General features: G+C 63.6%; 13 protein-coding genes. 8 read left to right on the forward strand and 5 right to left on the reverse strand.

The features are described 5' to 3' along the window. Positions 1–2: 2 nt before the first annotated feature. Positions 3–1,109, reverse strand: a complete 1,107-nt coding sequence (gcvT, locus tag J2X57_RS09275) for a glycine cleavage system aminomethyltransferase GcvT (protein WP_309866137.1) — start codon at positions 1,107–1,109, stop codon at positions 3–5. A 111-nt stretch (positions 1,110–1,220) separates the two neighbouring features. Here gcvT and J2X57_RS09280 point away from each other — a divergent pair, with 111 nt between their 5' ends. From J2X57_RS09280 to J2X57_RS09295, 4 genes are read left to right on the forward strand one after another with little or no spacing between them, the layout of a single operon-like run. Further along, positions 1,221–2,363 (forward strand): MlaE family lipid ABC transporter permease subunit, encoded by a 1,143-nt coding sequence (locus tag J2X57_RS09280; RefSeq protein ID WP_309866140.1) that lies wholly within the window; start codon positions 1,221–1,223, stop codon positions 2,361–2,363. Further along, positions 2,360–3,145: an ATP-binding cassette domain-containing protein gene (locus tag J2X57_RS09285; RefSeq protein WP_309866143.1), complete on the forward strand. Its 786-nt coding sequence runs from the start codon at positions 2,360–2,362 to the stop codon at positions 3,143–3,145. Before J2X57_RS09280 ends, J2X57_RS09285 begins: the two co-directional genes overlap by 4 nt. 3 nt (positions 3,146–3,148) lie before the next feature. Continuing rightward, positions 3,149–4,087, forward strand: a complete 939-nt coding sequence (locus J2X57_RS09290) for an MlaD family protein (RefSeq protein WP_309866146.1) — start codon at positions 3,149–3,151, stop codon at positions 4,085–4,087. Continuing rightward, entirely contained in the window at positions 4,084–4,701 is a 618-nt protein-coding gene (locus J2X57_RS09295) for an ABC-type transport auxiliary lipoprotein family protein (protein ID WP_036115718.1), read from the forward strand. The genes J2X57_RS09290 and J2X57_RS09295 overlap by 4 nt, the downstream gene beginning before the upstream one ends. Here J2X57_RS09295 and J2X57_RS09300 read toward each other — a convergent pair. Continuing rightward, a complete protein-coding gene (locus tag J2X57_RS09300; RefSeq protein WP_309866153.1) occupies positions 4,698–5,261 on the reverse strand; it encodes an alpha-ketoglutarate-dependent dioxygenase AlkB in 564 nt (187 codons plus the stop codon). The two genes, J2X57_RS09295 and J2X57_RS09300, sit on opposite strands and share 4 nt — an antisense overlap. A 38-nt stretch (positions 5,262–5,299) precedes the next feature. Continuing rightward, positions 5,300–6,700 carry an amidase gene (locus J2X57_RS09305; protein WP_309866155.1) on the reverse strand — a complete coding sequence of 467 codons (1,401 nt, stop codon included), beginning with the start codon at positions 6,698–6,700 and terminating at the stop codon, positions 5,300–5,302. Between the two features lie 163 nt (positions 6,701–6,863). On the opposite strand from J2X57_RS09305, the gene J2X57_RS09310 reads away from it, so the two are divergent. From J2X57_RS09310 to J2X57_RS09325, 4 genes are read left to right on the forward strand one after another with little or no spacing between them, the layout of a single operon-like run. After that, positions 6,864–8,471, forward strand: coding sequence for an electron transfer flavoprotein-ubiquinone oxidoreductase (locus J2X57_RS09310; protein WP_309866158.1), 1,608 nt, complete (start codon positions 6,864–6,866; stop codon positions 8,469–8,471). Then, positions 8,471–9,742 carry a glycosyltransferase gene (locus J2X57_RS09315; protein WP_309866160.1) on the forward strand — a complete coding sequence of 424 codons (1,272 nt, stop codon included), beginning with the start codon at positions 8,471–8,473 and terminating at the stop codon, positions 9,740–9,742. Before J2X57_RS09310 ends, J2X57_RS09315 begins: the two co-directional genes overlap by 1 nt. Then, positions 9,739–9,975, forward strand: coding sequence for a hypothetical protein (locus J2X57_RS09320; RefSeq protein ID WP_309866163.1), 237 nt, complete (start codon positions 9,739–9,741; stop codon positions 9,973–9,975). The genes J2X57_RS09315 and J2X57_RS09320 overlap by 4 nt, the downstream gene beginning before the upstream one ends. Then, positions 9,972–12,749, forward strand: coding sequence for a glycosyltransferase family 1 protein (locus J2X57_RS09325; protein WP_309866166.1), 2,778 nt, complete (start codon positions 9,972–9,974; stop codon positions 12,747–12,749). The genes J2X57_RS09320 and J2X57_RS09325 overlap by 4 nt, the downstream gene beginning before the upstream one ends. On the opposite strand, the gene J2X57_RS09330 is transcribed toward J2X57_RS09325, so the two are convergent. Both J2X57_RS09330 and J2X57_RS09335 read right to left on the reverse strand, forming a co-directional pair. Continuing rightward, positions 12,732–15,065: a hypothetical protein gene (locus J2X57_RS09330; protein WP_309866170.1), complete on the reverse strand. Its 2,334-nt coding sequence runs from the start codon at positions 15,063–15,065 to the stop codon at positions 12,732–12,734. The genes J2X57_RS09325 and J2X57_RS09330 overlap by 18 nt on opposite strands. Further along, the gene (locus tag J2X57_RS09335; RefSeq protein ID WP_309866173.1) at positions 15,020–15,910 is read right to left on the reverse strand and encodes a hypothetical protein; all 891 of its coding nucleotides are present in this window, start codon (positions 15,908–15,910) and stop codon (positions 15,020–15,022) included. Before J2X57_RS09335 ends, J2X57_RS09330 begins: the two co-directional genes overlap by 46 nt. Between the last annotated feature and the right edge of the window lies 1 nt (position 15,911).

A 15,911-nucleotide genomic window follows, 5' to 3' on the forward strand; every position in this document is an offset into this window, starting at 1 on the left:
CGTCAGTCGGCGATGCCGGGCATGGGCTGACCGTCACGGACGAACGGGAACCTGACCACGCGCACCGGGATCTCACGGCCGCGGATGTCCACGCGCACGTCACCATGCTCGCCCACCGGAATGCGGGCGAAGGCGACCGACTTGCCGAGCGTCGGCGCGAAACCGCCGGAAAGAATCTCGCCGTCGCCGATCGCCGTGAGAACTTTCTGGCCGTGACGGAGCACGCCCTTCTCGTCCATCACCAGACCGACCATGACACGTGACACCCCGTCAGCCTTCTGCGACTCCAGCGCGGCGCGGCCGATGAAGTCGCGGCCTTCGTCGAGCGAGATCGTCCAGGCCAGCGCGGCTTCCCATGGCGTGACCGTTTCGTCCATGTCCTGACCGTAGAGATTCATGCCGGCTTCGAGGCGCAGGGTGTCGCGCGCACCCAGACCCGCCGGGGCGACACCCGCCTCGCGCAGCAGGTTCCACAGCTCGACCACGCGGCTGTTCGGTACGACGACTTCGAAGCCGTCTTCACCCGTGTAACCGGTGCGGGCGAGGAACAACGGCATGCCGTTGGGACCTTCGACCTCGATGGCGGCGAACTTGCCCAGCTTCGTCGCCTTCTCGCGGACGTCCTCGGGCAGCAGTGCGATCAGCTTGTGTCGGGCGTTCGGACCCTGCACCGCGATCATGCCGAACTCGGGGCGCTCACGGACGGTGACGTCGAAGGCCGCCGCCTGCTTCGTGATCCACGCGAGATCCTTGACGCGCGTCGCCGCATTGACGACCAGACGGAAAAAATCCTCGCGCAGGAAGTAGACGATGAGGTCGTCGATGACACCGCCGTTCTCGTCGAGCATGCAGGTATAGAGCGCCTTGCCCGATTTGGCCAGCTTGTCGACATTGTTGGCGACCAGCTTGCGAAGAAAGGGACGGACCTGCTCGCCGGTCAGGTCGACTACCGTCATGTGCGACACGTCGAACATGCCGGCGTCCTTGCGGACGGCGTGGTGTTCTTCGATCTGCGAGCCGTAGGCGATCGGCATGTCCCAGCCGCCGAAGTCGACCATGCGGGCACCGAGTTCACGGTGGGTGGCGTTGAGTTCGGTCTTTTCGGTCATCGGAGTACCTTGCGGGGGATGGCGGTGGGATACAGCCCCGTATTATCCGGTCCGACGACAGATAAGGCCAATCGCAGCGCAACACGTCCGGACTGAGGTAGCCTTCCTTCTATGACGACGGCACCCGCCCCCGGCTCCGCCACCCTGACCCGCGACGCGGCGGGCGAACGACTGTCGATCTCGGGCGACTGGACGCTCGCCCACTATCCCGCCCTGCAGCGTCGCGCCAACGAACTGGCTGGATCGATCGGGGCGGAGGTCGCCGTCGACATCGCGCGGCTCGGCGCGATGGACACCTCCGGCGCCTTCGTCATCGCCGAACTGCTCGGCAGCGCACGCACCCAGCAACTGGCCCAGCATGAGGACCTGCCCGCTGCGCGGCGCGCGCTGCTGAAGACCGTGGGCGATGCCATCGACGCCTACTGCAAGGGCGTGAAGCGCAAGCGTGACGCCGGCTTCGTCGAAGCACTGGAGCGCATCGGCAGGTCGCTCGAAGGTTCCTGGAAACAGACCGCGAAGCTGCTGGCTTTCATCGGCATCACCCTGCAGGGATTTCTCGCCACCGTCTGGCAGCCGAAGCGCTGGCGGGTCACCTCGCTGGTGTCGCATATCGAGCAGACCGGTATGGATGCGGTACCGATCCTGGGGCTGCTCTCCTTCATGGTCGGTGCGGTGGTCGCCTTCCTCGGCTCGACCGCGCTGGCCAGCTACGGCGCCAGCATCTTCACCGTCGATCTGATCGGCTTCGCCTTCCTGCGCGAGTTCGGCGTCCTGCTGACCTCGATCCTGCTCGCCGGCCGGACCGCGAGCGCCTTCACCGCGCAGATCGGTTCGATGAAGGCGCGGGAAGAGATCGACGCCATCCGCACGCTGGGCCTGGACCCGGTCGAACTCCTCGTTCTGCCCCGCGTGCTCGCCCTGCTGATCGCCCTGCCCCTGCTCACCTTCATCGCCATGATCGCTGGCATCGTCGGCGGCGGCGTGGTCTGCATGGCGGTACTGAAGATGTCGCCGTCGATGTTCCTGTCGATGTTCCAGGCCGACATCTCGCTGACCCAGTTTCTGGTCGGCATCGCCAAGGCGCCCGTCTTCGCTTTCATGATCGGGGTGATCGGCTGCATGGAAGGCTTCAAGGTATCAGGCAGTGCGCAGTCCGTCGGCGAGCACACCACCTCGGCGGTGGTGCAGTCCATCTTCGTGGTGATCCTGCTCGATGCCCTCGCCGCCCTCTTCTATATGGAGATGGGCTGGTGAACGCGCGAGAGACCGTCATCGAAGTGCGTGGCCTGGTCAATCGCTTCGGCTCGCAGACCGTGCACGAGAACCTCGACCTCGATGTCTACCGGGGCGAGATCATCGGCGTCGTCGGCGGATCGGGTACCGGCAAGTCGGTACTTCTCCGGACCATCGTCGGTCTCGTTCGACCGGTTGCCGGTGAAGTGCGGGTCTTCGGGGAAGACCTGCTCTCGCTGCCGGCGGAAAAACGGTCGCTCGTGGAGCGTCGTTTCGGCGTGCTGTTCCAGAGTGGCGCGCTGTTCTCGTCGTTGACGGTCGCCGAGAACGTCGCGCTCCCGCTCGTCGAACACGCCGGTCTCGACCGCCTGGACGCGCAGCGGCTGGCGGGCGTCAAGCTGGCCTTGTCCGGCCTGCCGGTGGATGCGGGTCGCAAGTATCCGTCGCAACTGTCGGGCGGCATGATCAAGCGCGCGGCACTGGCCCGCGCGCTGGCGCTGGATCCCGAGATCCTGTTTCTCGACGAGCCGACCGCGGGACTCGACCCGATCAGCGCGGCGGCGTTCGACAGCCTCCTCGTCACGCTGCGCGACGCGCTCGGTCTCACGGTTTTTCTGGTCACCCACGATCTGGACACCTTGTATTCCACCTGCGACCGCGTCGCCGTGTTGTCGCAGCGGCGCGTGCTCGCCGCGGCGCCGATCAATGAGGTCGCCCGCACCGACGACGCCTGGGTCCAGGCCTATTTCAACGGACCGCGCGGTCGCGCGGCCACCCTCGCCGCCCACCGAGGCAAGGACTGAGTCATGGAAACGCGTGCCCACCACGTCTTGATAGGACTGTTCGCGGTCCTCGTCGTCCTGTTCGGCCTGGCCTTCGGGGTCTGGCTGGCCAAGGCGCACTCCGATCAGGAGTGGAACTATTACGACATCGTGTTCAACGAGGCGGTCACCGGCCTGTCGAAGGGCGGCGCGGTGCAGTACAACGGCATCCGCCTCGGCGATGTCACGCAGCTGCGTCTGGATCCCGAAGACCCGCGCCGTGTGCTCGCCCGTGTCCGCCTGACCGGCGACACACCGTTGCGCAAGGACACGCACGCCAAGCTGGCCGTCACGGGTGTGACCGGTGTGGCCATCATCCAGCTTTCCGGCGGTTCGCCCGGCAGCCCGCTGCTGGTGGGTCATGACGGCGAAGTGCCGGTCATCATGGCCGACCCTTCCCCGCTCGCGCGACTCCTCGCCGGCGGCGAGGACCTGATCACCAACATCAGTCAGGCCGCCGCGCAGGCCAAGGATCTGCTGTCGAAGGACAACGTGCAGCGCATCGAGCGCACGCTGGATCATCTGGACAAGACCACCGCGGTCATCGCCGACGAGCGTGAGGACATCCGCTCGCTGATCAGGCAGCTGAATACGACGACGCAGGAAGCGAGCGCCACCCTCGCCGAGAGCCGCACGCTGGTGCACAACGCCAACGGTCTGGTCGAAGGCCAGGGCAAGGCGACGCTGGAGAGCGCGCAGCGGGCGATGGTGTCACTGGAGCATTCGATGGCCTCGGTCGATCGCCTGCTCAATGACAACGCCGATGCGATCAACGGCGGCGCCGCCAGTCTGGGCGACCTCGCTCCGGCATTGCGTGAGCTGCGCGACACGCTGGGTTCGCTCCGCTCGATCACCCGCCGTCTCGACGAAAACCCCAGCGGCTACCTGTTCGGCCGCGAGAAGACCAAGGAGTTCACACCATGAGCCGTGCCCGCTTCGCCGCTCCACTGCTCATCGCCCTGCTGGCCGGTTGCTCGATCCTGCCGAAGGCGGAAACGCCACGTATCTATACGTTACCCGCGGCGCCCGGCGCACGACCCGCCGCCTCGGCGGCGACGCCGGTCAGCTGGTCGCTACGTATCGCCTCACCCAATGCACCGCGCGCGCTGGACAATGCGCGCATCGCGGTGGTGCCCGAAGCGAACACCATTACGGTGTACGCGGGCGCGCGCTGGGCGGACAGCGTGCCGCATCTGGTTCGCGATCGCTTCGCGGATGCGTTCCGGGACAGCGGGCGTGTTTCAGCCATCAGTACCGATGACAGCAATCTGGGCGCGGACGTCGAACTGGGCGGGTCGCTCGCCGCGTTCCAGACCGAATATGTCGGTGGCGCGCCGGAAGTGGTGATTCGCTTCGATGCGATTCTCGCCAGTACGCGGAAGCATCAGATCGTCGCGTCGCGACGGTTCGAAGTGCACGAGCCGGTCAGCGGGAAAGAAGTGCCGCAGGTGGTCGAGGCGTTCGGGCGGGCGATGGATAAGGTGTCACGGGATGTGGTGAGCTGGACGTTGGCGTCCCGGGAGCAGGAGCATCGCTAACCCGGCTGGCGACGCTCGCCAATGTCACGAAAGGTCAGATTGAGCCGAGCCCCCGCGACCCGCTTCCTGACCGGCAGCTCGTGCTTATAGAGCCGCTGGGTCTCTCCGCCCATCCGTAACAGGCCGCCATGCGGCAGCGCGATGGCGACAGGCTCGCCCCCTGCCTTCGCCCGGAAACGAAACGTACGCTCCGCTCCCAGGCTGACCGAGGCGATCACCGGTGCCGCGCCAAGCTCCGGCTCGTCATCGCTGTGCCAGCCCATCCGGTCGGATCCATCGCGATAGAGATTCGCCAGCACGCTGTTGAACGGCGCATCGCACGCCGCCGCCACGCGATCGCGCAACGCGAGTAACGCCGGCGTCCAGGGCCGCGGCGCGAAGCGCGTCCCCGAGTAGCGGTACGTCGCCGCTTCGTCGCCGATCCAGGCACTGAGTCGCGGCGAGTCCACGACCCGCCCGAACATGCGGATACGGTGAACCTCCCAGGGCAGACGGTCACGCAGCTCATCGAGCAGCGCGTCGGCTTCCTCGCGCGGCAGCCAGGCCGGCGCAAACGTCACGTCGGCGCCGGGCAGATCGATACGCTGCCAGTCCGGAATCAGGCGGGCTCCACCGGGTACGCCGGCTCGGCATCCAGCGACGACGCGCAGACAGCGGCCAGTTCGAGCAGACGAAGGTCGGAACCGCGCGCGCCGATCAGCTGCATACCGATGGGCAGGCCGTTGGCCAACGTACCCATGGGGATACTGACAGCCGGACAACCGGCCAGACTGGCGAACCCGCACAGATCCGCCTGCGACGCCGGGACCGGGCCATCCAGCGGGAACGCGCCCTGCGGCGTCGTCGGAAGCACCAGGACGTCGACCTGGGCGAACAGACGGCGCATCTTCAGGGTCGCCGCGTCCAGGACGAGATCGGCCGCCGCGTATTCAGCGGCGGATTTCTTCGTCGCAAAACCGACCATGTCGCGGAAACCGTTCGAGACCGGATAGGCCTCATCGGCCAGCTCGGCGGCGAAGGTGTTGATCATCTCCGCTTCCATCAGCAGCAGGCCGGCACGACGCGTCTTCGCGAAATCCCAGTCGGAGAAGTCGACACTGCGACGTTCACCGAGCTCGCCCTGCAGGCGCGCCAGCGCGGCTTCGAACACGTCGATCACGTCACGCTCGACGCCTACCGCCGCCAGATCGGGCAGGAAACCGGCACGCAGGTTGCCCGGCTCCCAGTCCGGCGGCGAGAACGCGACGCGACGGCGGCGCGAGCGCGGATCGTCCGCGTCATAGCCGGCGAGCGTCTGCAGCAGGACCGTGAGGTCGTCGACGCCGCGCGCCAGCAGGCCCACCGCATCGAGCCGCCGCGCGGCCGGCACCAGGCCACGCGCGGAAATTTCGCCGTGCGTCGGCTTGAGGGCGTAGATGCCGCAATAGCTCGCAGGAACGCGGATCGAACCGAGGCTGTCCGAGCCGATGGCGGCCACGGCCATGCCGGAGGCCACCGCCGCGGCCGCACCACCGGACGAACCACCCGCGGTGTAACCGAGCCGGTGCGGATTGTGCGTCGCGCCATGAAACGGGTTGTTCGTGGTAAGGCCGAGCGCGCCTTCATCCATATTGGTCTTGCCAAGCAGCACCGCGCCTGAGGCACGCAGGCGCGCCACGACATGCGCATCCTCCTCCGGCACGACGGTGCGGCGCCGCATACCCGCGCGCGTCGGCACGCCGGCGACGTCGAAATTGTCCTTGATCGCGATCGGCATGCCGTCGAGGCGGCCGATCACACCGTCCCGGCGACGCCGGTCGGCGGCCAGCGACTGCTCCTGGATCAGGGAAACGCTGTAATCGGAAAAAGCATTCAGACGCGGGTTCAGACGCTCGATCGCGTCCTGGTAAACGTCGGACAGGGCCTGGGGCTGGACCCTTCCAATAGCCAGCCAGTGCAGAATCTGCAGTAGCGTGGCCCGGCGCATGTCGTTATCGGCGACCGGCGGCATCGTATTCATGAACTCTCCTTGCGCTTGGGACGATTATGAACGCGATATGTGAAAGTGATGCAAGGCTTAATGACGCGAATGTGTTTGAAACGCGCCATTTGCCCCTCTGGCGGCGAAAACGGACAATGCCAGGTCAACCCTCCCCAGCCAGCCGAGTTTGAGTGAGCCAGCCATGAGCGAACGCGAAACCATGGAATACGACCTCGTCGTCGTCGGGGCCGGCCCCGCCGGTCTCGCGTTCGCAATGCGTACGAAACAACTCAACCCGGAGATCACCGTCTGCGTGATCGAGAAGGCATCCACGATCGGCGCGCAGATTCTCTCCGGCGCGGTGATCGAGACGGCGCCCCTCGACCGCCTGCTGCCGGAATGGCGCAAGGCGCCCCCGCCGGTCTGCGTGCCGGTGACGAAGGACGAGTTCTGGCTGCTGCGCGACCACGCCTCGGGCAGCAAGCTGCCGGTGACGCCGCCGCAGATGAACAACCACGGCAACGTCATCGTCAGCCTCGGCGCACTCTGCGCGTGGCTGGCGCCTCAGGCGGAAGCGCTGGGCGTTGACGTCTTTCCCGGCTATGCGGCCGCCGAGGCGCTGTTCGACGAGAGCGGCGCGGTGAACGGCGTGCGCATCGGCGACATGGGCGTGGCACGCGATGGCACGCACAAACCCGGCTATACCGAAGGCATCGACATCCGCGCGAAGGTCACGGTGCTGGCCGAAGGCTGTCGCGGACACATCAGCAAGGCGCTGATCAGACACTTCGACCTCGACAAGGACAGCGACCCGCAGACCTACGGCATCGGCATCAAGGAGCTGTGGCAGCTGCAGCCCGGACGCGGCGAAGCCGGCAAGGTGGTGCACACCGCCGGCTGGCCGCTCGCCAACGACACCTACGGCGGCAGCTTCCTCTATCACCTCGACAACGACCGCGTGGCCATCGGCTTTGTCGTCGGCCTCGATTATCCCGATCCCAAATTCTCGCCGTTCGAGGCGTTCCAGCAGTTCAAGCACCACCCGAACGTGAAGGGCCTGCTCGAGGGCGGCACGATCGTTTCCGCCGGCGCGCGTGCCATCGTCGAAGGCGGCGCGCAGTCCCTGCCGAAGGTGGAGATGCCGGGCGCGATCCTCATCGGCGACTCCGCCGGCCTGGTCAACGTGCCCAAGATCAAGGGCACGCATCAGGCGATCGCCTCGGGCATGCTGGCCGCGGAACACCTCGTGGCGTCGCAGCTCTCGCCGGCCGGCTGGGATGCGGCGTTGCGTGGCTCGGCGGTCGTCGCCGAACTGAAGAAGGTGCGCAACATCCGACCGGGCTTCAACAAGGGCCTGTGGTTCGGCCTGATCAACGCCGCGTGGGAAACCGTCACCGGCGGCCGCTCGCCGTGGACGCTGAAGAACCACGCGGACTGGTCGTCGCTGGGCAAGCTCGGCCAGTACGAGACCCCGAAGAAGGACTACGTCGACCGCACACTGGCACCGCGAGACCGGCTCGCCAGCGTGTATTTCGCGGCGACCGAGCACGATGAGGACCAGCCGGTGCATCTGAAGGTGGCCGACACCTCGATCTGCATCGACCGGTGCACGACCGAGTATGGCAATCCGTGCGAGAAGTTCTGCCCGGCGGGGGTTTACGAGATGGTGCAGGATGAGGGCGGGAGGCGGCTGCAGATCAATTCGGCGAACTGCGTGCATTGCAAGACGTGCGATATCAAGGACCCGTATCAGATCATTACCTGGGTGACGCCTGAGGGCGGGTCCGGGCCCAACTACCAGAACCTTTGATGGATATTGGCTGGAAATTGCGGCGGATCGGACATGTGCTGCGGCGCCTGAAGGGAAGCATTGCCATTCGTGGATGGCGCGGCACCGTGCGCCGGGCGATGCTCGCCCGGAACCGCGCCGACGCGGGCGTGGCGGACGAGGCGATACCAGCCACCCTGAAACCGCCCGCCCCCGGCAAACCCGCACGACGGATACTCGTCATCGAGACCATGACGCCCGATCCCACGCGCGATTCCGGCTCCATGCGACTCTGCCAGATCTTCCGGCTGCTCAATGCGGATGGCTGGTACATCGACTTCATGGCGGATGATAACGATGCGACCCCGCGAGACATCGCGAGGCTTGCTGCCTTGGGTGTGGCAGTCCACCGCGGCAATGCGGCATCCTGGATGCGCACCCACGGAGCGACCCTGGACGCCGTGATGCTGTGCCGCCTTCCCGTCGCCGACCAGTATCTGGCGCTGACGCGCCAGCTTGCCCCCCACGCGCGCACCGTGTTCGATACCGTCGACCTGCATTTCATACGCGAGCAACGAGCAGCCACGTTGACGTCCAACCCCGCGCTCGCACGGCAAGCCGCACGGTCACGGCGGCGCGAACTCGCGATGGTGGAACAGGCCGATGTCACGCTTGTAGTAAGCGGCGACGAGCGTGACATCCTCGCGACGGAGGCACCGCAGTCGCGCGTCGAACTGGTCAGCAATATTCACGATGTCGCCGGGCGGTCGATGCCGTTCGCGTCGCGTAGCGGCCTGTTGTTCGTCGGTGGCTTCGGTCATCCACCCAATGAGGATGCGGTGCGGTGGTTCGCGGCGAACGTGCTTCCCCTTGTGCGAGCGAACGATCCATCTATTATTTTCCATGTGGTCGGCGATATCGACGACACCACCCGAAGCGCCATCGAGTGCGAAGGCATGCTGATTCACGGCCGCGTGGAAGACCTTAATCCGCTACTAGCATCGACACGTATCTCGGTCGCTCCACTGCGCTTTGGTGCAGGCGTTAAAGGCAAAGTCAATCAGGCGATGAGCCATGGATTGCCCGTCGTGGTCACCACGTTGGCCGCCGAGGGCATGCATTTGCAGGACGACATCGACGCCATCATCAGGGACGACGCCACAGCGATGGCGAACGCCATTGACTGTATCTACCGCGATGAAGTCCTGTGGACTCGGCTATCGGACGCCGGACTCGACAATGTACGTCGACACTTTTCTACCGAGCGAGCGCGGGATGCGTTGCGCCGGGCACTGGATGAATCGTTAGCATGAGTTCCATCGCTCGCCGGATTTTGCGTGACCTCCTGCATTTTCTCGGGCGCTATCCTGCGCTCAAGCGACTAATCGTCGATACGGTCTATCGGTTCCCCGCATTGGACACAACGCTGCGTACCGTGGCGCACCGGGTCATTCATCCCGAAGCCGTACTGGATGTGGATGCGACCCGCCTGCCTGATGCGAGCCGCAGGGCATTCGACAGGATGCGTGAAGGCCCAAAGCCATGAAGATCGTAATCGACATGCAGGGCCTGCAGACCGACAGCCGTCACCGCGGCATCGGTCGCTACTGTCTCGCCGTCAGCCGTGCGTTTGTCGACCTGAGCAGGCATTCACACGACACTACCTTACTGTTCAATGCTGCCCTCGACGGCATTGATGAAGCTATCGACGCCCTCGCGGAATCCGGGCACCAGGTGCCAAGGCGCGTGGTGGGGCCCATTCGGAACACGTCTTCCGACAACCGCATCAACGATATCCGGCGTGACGCGGCCGAGCACGTCTTCACTCATGCACTGGATGCCACCCGACCCGATGTCGTATGGCTGAGCAGTGTGGTGGAGGGATTTGCGGACGACGCCCTTGTACCGCACGCGGCGCCTGAGGCATTCACAGCAGCGACCCTGTACGACCTTATTCCCCTGCACGATCCTGAGTATCTCGGGCACGCGCGGTCCCGGGACTGGTACATGCGGCGCATAGAAGTACTTAAGCGTTGCGACCTGCTCCTGGCCATTTCAGAGTGGGTCCGTACCGATGCGATAGAACGATTGGGGATAGAACCTGATCGCATCGTTGCCATTGGCGCGGGCGTGGAGCCACGCTTCTCGCCGCCCTCGCCCGGGACGGACCACTCGAGGGTACTGGCGGAACAGTTTGGCATCGACCGTCCGTTTGTGATGTACAACGGCGGGTTCGACAAGCGAAAGAATGTGCTCGCGCTTATAGAGGCCTACGCGTCCCTGTCTACGCCACTGCGCGAAGCGCATGTGCTTGTGATCGTGGGCCGTATCGACATGCTGATGGCTAAACGCTTCGCCGATACCATGGCGAGCCTCGGCCTGCGCCCTGGCGAGGTTATCTTCACGGGATTTGTCAGCGACGAGGATCTCGTGCGGCTATACCAGTCGTGCGCGGTTTTTGTTTTCCCATCGGAGCGTGAAGGCTTCGGCCTTGCCCCGCTGGAGGCCATGGCATGTGGTGCCCCAACCGTCGTCAACGATGCGACGAGCCTGCCCGAGGTGGTCGGCATCCGTGAGGCCCTATTCGATGCGAGCCAGCATGGTGCGATGGCAGCCCGTATTGAAGCGGTGCTCAGCGATGCCCATCTTGCCGACCGGCTGCGACGAAGCGGCATGGAGCGCGCGTCGCATTTCAGCTGGCACGCAGTAGCGTCACGAGCGCTGGCGGCCATCGAGTCGCACGCGTCGCTCGGACGGCATCCCATCTCGATAGACGATGTATCGTCGCCATCCCTTCCGATCTATCTGGCGGACGCTCGCAATATCGCGACCGTATTGACAAAAATTCGCCAGTGGCCAGGACACATCGTATGGTCCGGGCCGCTCCCCAATGCCGCATTGTTATCCGCGTCAGATCGGTATCGCCTGGGCGGATACTCCAGGCTTCAAAATGACGGCGTCGATACAGACTGGCTCGCCTTGTTAGAGGCTGACGCGATCTCCCTTGTGCGAGACAACGCAGTGGCCGACGAAGCTCTTCCAGCGCATCTGGCACGACTCGAGACGGAACATCCGCTCGGCCGGCAGCGGTTGGCGGAGCTAGCGATCGCCGCCGCCTTTGCCCCGAATCTGACTGACGATGATCTGGCGCATGTAGCCGACGCCTTGGTCCGATCAGTTCCTTGCCAACAAGTTCGCTGGCTGGTCGATGTCACACATATAGCGGCAAACGACCTGGGGACTGGAGTACACCGTGTGGTGCGCTCGATTCTCCGCGAGTGGCTTTTGCAGCCGCCGAAAGGCATTCGAATCGATCCCGTTGAATTCCGCGGGGGTCGTTTCCACCACGCGCATACCTACGCGTGCGAACTAATCGGCGCGAAGTCCGACGAGACACTTCCCGATGATCTCGTCGCCATCACCGGTAACGAGGTTTATATCGGTTTGGACTGGACAATGGAGAGTTTGCCATCCAGTGCGCCGTTGCTGCGGACGTGGCGGCGAGCAGGAGTGCCGATTCACTTCATTGTTTACGACCTACTTCCACTTACCATGCCCGAAGCGTTTCATCCACAGTCGCGCGAAAGCTTTGCGCGTTGGCTCGAAACGGCCGTGGCGCTGGCGGATGCTCTGCACTGCATTTCGCGAACGACGGCCGGCGACGTGATAACCTGGTTACAACAGCGCAAGCCAGCTCGCTTGCCTGCGGTTATGCACTTCGATCTCGGCGTGGAGCCGGAGGAACAAAGGCGAGAGGGAACGCTAGATGCAAAACTGCTGGCCGCGATGGCCTCCGCCCCATCATTACTCATGGTCGGCACCCTGGAGCCGCGAAAGGCGCACGATCAGGTTCTTAGTGCTGTCGAGCTCCTGTGGGAATCCGGCGCAAACCTGACGTTGGTAATCGTCGGTCACCGCGGGTGGCTTGTAAAAGAACTCATGCAGCGCATAGAGAACCACGCGGAGCGGGGTCGGAGACTCTTCTGGCTCGATGACGCCGACGATCAGATGCTCGAGGCCGTTTACCGGCGCTCATCTGCACTTGTCGCCGCCTCACGGGGCGAAGGCTACGGCCTCCCCCTCATTGAAGCCGCACAGCGAAACAAACCAGTGATTGCAAGGTCACTTCCCGTATTCCGAGAAATCGCAGGGAACTACCCGTCGTATTTTGACACGGAGACAGCAGCGGGCCTGGCAACCCACATTGCACACTGGCTATCCTACCCAGCGCCCTCTGGTGAACTGCCAACGCGAAGGACCTGGAGAGAAAGCGCCGCTTTGCTGGCCTGCGCGGTGGCTTCATCAGGGAGATCTCACTAACTCGATTCGTCTCAGTGAAATGCCCAGAACGCGTGCATCCGGACTCATACCGAGTGCCAGTGGCGATGTTGCAAGGGGGACGTCAACCGTGAGCGCGATCACGCTCTGCCCTTCCGGGATGGTGAGAGCCAAGTCGTGCTCGTTTTGATCAAACAGCGTCAGCGAAACACTGGAATCGACACGATCTGTCATACGCATCGATACCGTGACCGGGCGAGTGGGTGACGCAGCAAAGGCAATGAAGCGAATAACGACCTTGCAACCATCCCGGGTGCACGATGCGGTAGCAGGCAGCGCCAACGTCGCCTCAGACTGGGACCACCGATTAACAGGCTCGACAGGGTTCCAGCCCTCGCCAAGAAGAAGGCGCGTCGCATTGACGTCAGCAGCGACGTCAACAGGGTAGCGAATGCTCGAGAGTAATTCCCTTTGCGCGCGATCTCGTCCTGCCTTTCCAGCGTAGGCCGGCTTGAGGGACACGACAGCAAAGAACGTCCGATCGTCAACGTCGAAGTAAGGTGACGCGCGAAGGGCCCCGATGGTACCCGCGTATTGCTGCCTGGTGTCGACAGCACACTCCGAGGAAACCTTGCCTGCGCGTCGATCAGACGACCTGTCGAGCGATTCTTTCGGAGCACATGGCCAGAAATGAGCACTCGCCAAAAGGTCGACGTAGGGAAGAATCACCTGATCTCCCGTCCCATGCAGAAGAAACTGCCCTATTGACGCGGCCGCTGATGGCTCAGACGGATCAACGAGCCGCAACATCTCGTGCGGCCAACTGCTCGCCGCCTCCTCAGCATTCTTGTCACCACCGGCATTGAAAGTAACGACGTTCAGGCGCGCTGCGGCATATGCCGCCAAAAAATCATTCCCGTGCGGAGCAAAGGCTATCAGCGGACCGACATGGGCGTCGCGTAACGAACCCACCCATTCCGCATCGATAGACGTCATCATCTCCCTGTATAGGCGACCTGCGCGGAGCGCGCGTGCCGGGTGCGGGAAAAACATGACTACAAGCAACGCTACTACGATATACGCGATCAGCGGCCGACCCAGTCGAGATTTTCCAAGCGCAATAACCAGCAATAGCCAGCATGCAAGATAGGCGAGCATGGCCCATCGATATGACGCGCGCATGAGGCGAAAGCCGGGAACGTGCATCGAAAGGAAGGCGCTCCCCGTCGGAGCGATTGCGGCATCGGCGGGCATCATGACCTCATTAGGATCATTGCTGGCTTTTCGGGAATCGATCTTCAACGAGGGGCCCAATGATAGATAGAGCGCCAGGACCGCAACAGCCACCAGGGTTACCGTAAGTGTATGCCTCCGCACGCGCCATGCCGCAACAATCGCCACGAAAAGCAAGGGCGCTGCGAATGTCGTGGTCCAGACCGATGCGTCCCCGTAAAAGCTATTCGCAGTGCGCGGCACTGCCAGATGGATAAGGTCCCAAAACCAGAACTCTCCTCGGCTTGGGATGAGTGCGAATGCCACATCCATGCCCCAGGCTCGAAACATCTCGAGAGGTGCGGCATCGTAAGCACCTCCTCCGACGTACTCCTTGTAGGCAATGAGTGCAATGCCAAAGGCAAGCAGATGCATGGGAACGACGCGTCGGACCAAGTGGATCCTGGCTTCCGAAGATTTTCTGCTGAACAGCGTACCGAGAACCAGCGCGGACGCACAGAAGGCAAACATCACAAACGTATATCCGTCCATGAAGGCCGCGACCAAAGCTGACGCTACCAGCAGCACGGCACCACGTCGGTCGATAACATCGAGCGACCGCAGCGTTCCCCAGACGTAAGTCGGCATCAGGGCCATGCCCAGACTCAGCATACTGTAGTCAACGTGCGCCCAGACCATGGGCATACACAGCCAGAGGGCAGATACACACACAGCCATGGCGACGGAAACACCGAGACGTAGGCTTACTGCTACCGCTCCAGCGAAGGCGACTACAAGCCATGCAGCCACCATGCTCGTGTACGCGTCTGCCGGGGACATTCCTAACCGGATCATCCACCCGCAAGGAACCGCGCCTGCAAGTCCGAACGGTATCGTCGCAAGAGCCGGATACCCGAAGTTGTGAGCGTGAATCGAAAAAAAACCCTCATTCGCAAACGACTGCGAAAAGCTAGTGGTCCACAGCGCCTGACCGAGCGTCGGTGTCGCCACACCAGGAATAGCTCCATAGACGAGCAATACAGATACGAGAGCGATGACAACCGACACAACTTCAAACACGCGTTGCTTTCGTATCGACATCATCGATTTATCTCCGGAGGTAATGTATTGCGCCGCAGAGCGCATCCGACAACCCATGCCGCCGTATCGGCACCGATGGCGATGACGCGCGTCGCGAGGACCGCAAACAGTAGCGTGGCTGCGTCCATACTTCCCTGAAGCAAGAAGAGAATGACGATCTCGCGCACACCGAGGCCTGCTGGCGCCCCGGGGGTAAGCATACCGATCAGCCAGGCGGCGACGTAGGCCGCGCATAGTGCGATCCAGTAGTGGCCAGCTTCCGCATCGTGTGGGGCATGTACGAGTACTACGACGAGAAAGGTCGTACCCGACAGCGACAGGTACAACAGGTAGAGCATGAATGCCGAGGTTAGCGCGCGCCCCAGTGTCCGGTACACCACCCAGATTGCAGATCCCAGTAGCAGCACGACGAAAGCAATCCACGCATACCCCATCAAAAGGGGAAAAACGAGGGGAAGCGCGAGTAGACTCAAAAGCGCCCCTGCCATCGCGACAAGGGCGAGTTCTAGCAGCGATGCACGCGCGAGCGAGCGCGCGGATAGCCCCGCGGCCATGCCAACTGCCTGACGTCCCGCGTAGTGAAAAATGTTGCCGGGCACGTAACGCGCAACATGGGTCAGCGCGTAGGTGGCGATTCCCCAGCGCATCGACACTGGCGCCCCGCCATCAGCAAGAGCCGACCGCCAGGCCACGCCAAGGCAAGCGTTCATCCCGACGCCGACGAGAATGAGGCCACACAGCGACATCCACTCCCCCGGCGAAACGTTCGCCGTGTCCACTGACGCGCCGTATCGGCGCAGCTGAATCACGACAAAGGTAAGACCGATCAGGGCGAGGGCAGCTCCCGCAAGATTCGCAAACCGCTTCCAGCGAGCCTTCCGAATCGACACG

Source organism: Luteibacter sp. 1214, assembly GCF_031455395.1.
GTDB lineage: Bacteria > Pseudomonadota > Gammaproteobacteria > Xanthomonadales > Rhodanobacteraceae > Luteibacter > Luteibacter mycovicinus.

Coding starts and splice junctions, on each gene's coding strand:
- gcvT (WP_309866137.1), bottom strand. CDS start 1,109: ATGACCGAAAAGACCGAACTCAACGCCACCCACCGTGAACTCGGTGCC.
- J2X57_RS09280 (WP_309866140.1), top strand. CDS start 1,221: ATGACGACGGCACCCGCCCCCGGCTCCGCCACCCTGACCCGCGACGCG.
- J2X57_RS09290 (WP_309866146.1), top strand. CDS start 3,149: ATGGAAACGCGTGCCCACCACGTCTTGATAGGACTGTTCGCGGTCCTC.
- J2X57_RS09295 (WP_036115718.1), top strand. CDS start 4,084: ATGAGCCGTGCCCGCTTCGCCGCTCCACTGCTCATCGCCCTGCTGGCC.
- J2X57_RS09305 (WP_309866155.1), bottom strand. CDS start 6,700: ATGAATACGATGCCGCCGGTCGCCGATAACGACATGCGCCGGGCCACG.
- J2X57_RS09310 (WP_309866158.1), top strand. CDS start 6,864: ATGAGCGAACGCGAAACCATGGAATACGACCTCGTCGTCGTCGGGGCC.
- J2X57_RS09315 (WP_309866160.1), top strand. CDS start 8,471: ATGGATATTGGCTGGAAATTGCGGCGGATCGGACATGTGCTGCGGCGC.
- J2X57_RS09320 (WP_309866163.1), top strand. CDS start 9,739: ATGAGTTCCATCGCTCGCCGGATTTTGCGTGACCTCCTGCATTTTCTC.
- J2X57_RS09325 (WP_309866166.1), top strand. CDS start 9,972: ATGAAGATCGTAATCGACATGCAGGGCCTGCAGACCGACAGCCGTCAC.
- J2X57_RS09330 (WP_309866170.1), bottom strand. CDS start 15,065: ATGCGCTCTGCGGCGCAATACATTACCTCCGGAGATAAATCGATGATG.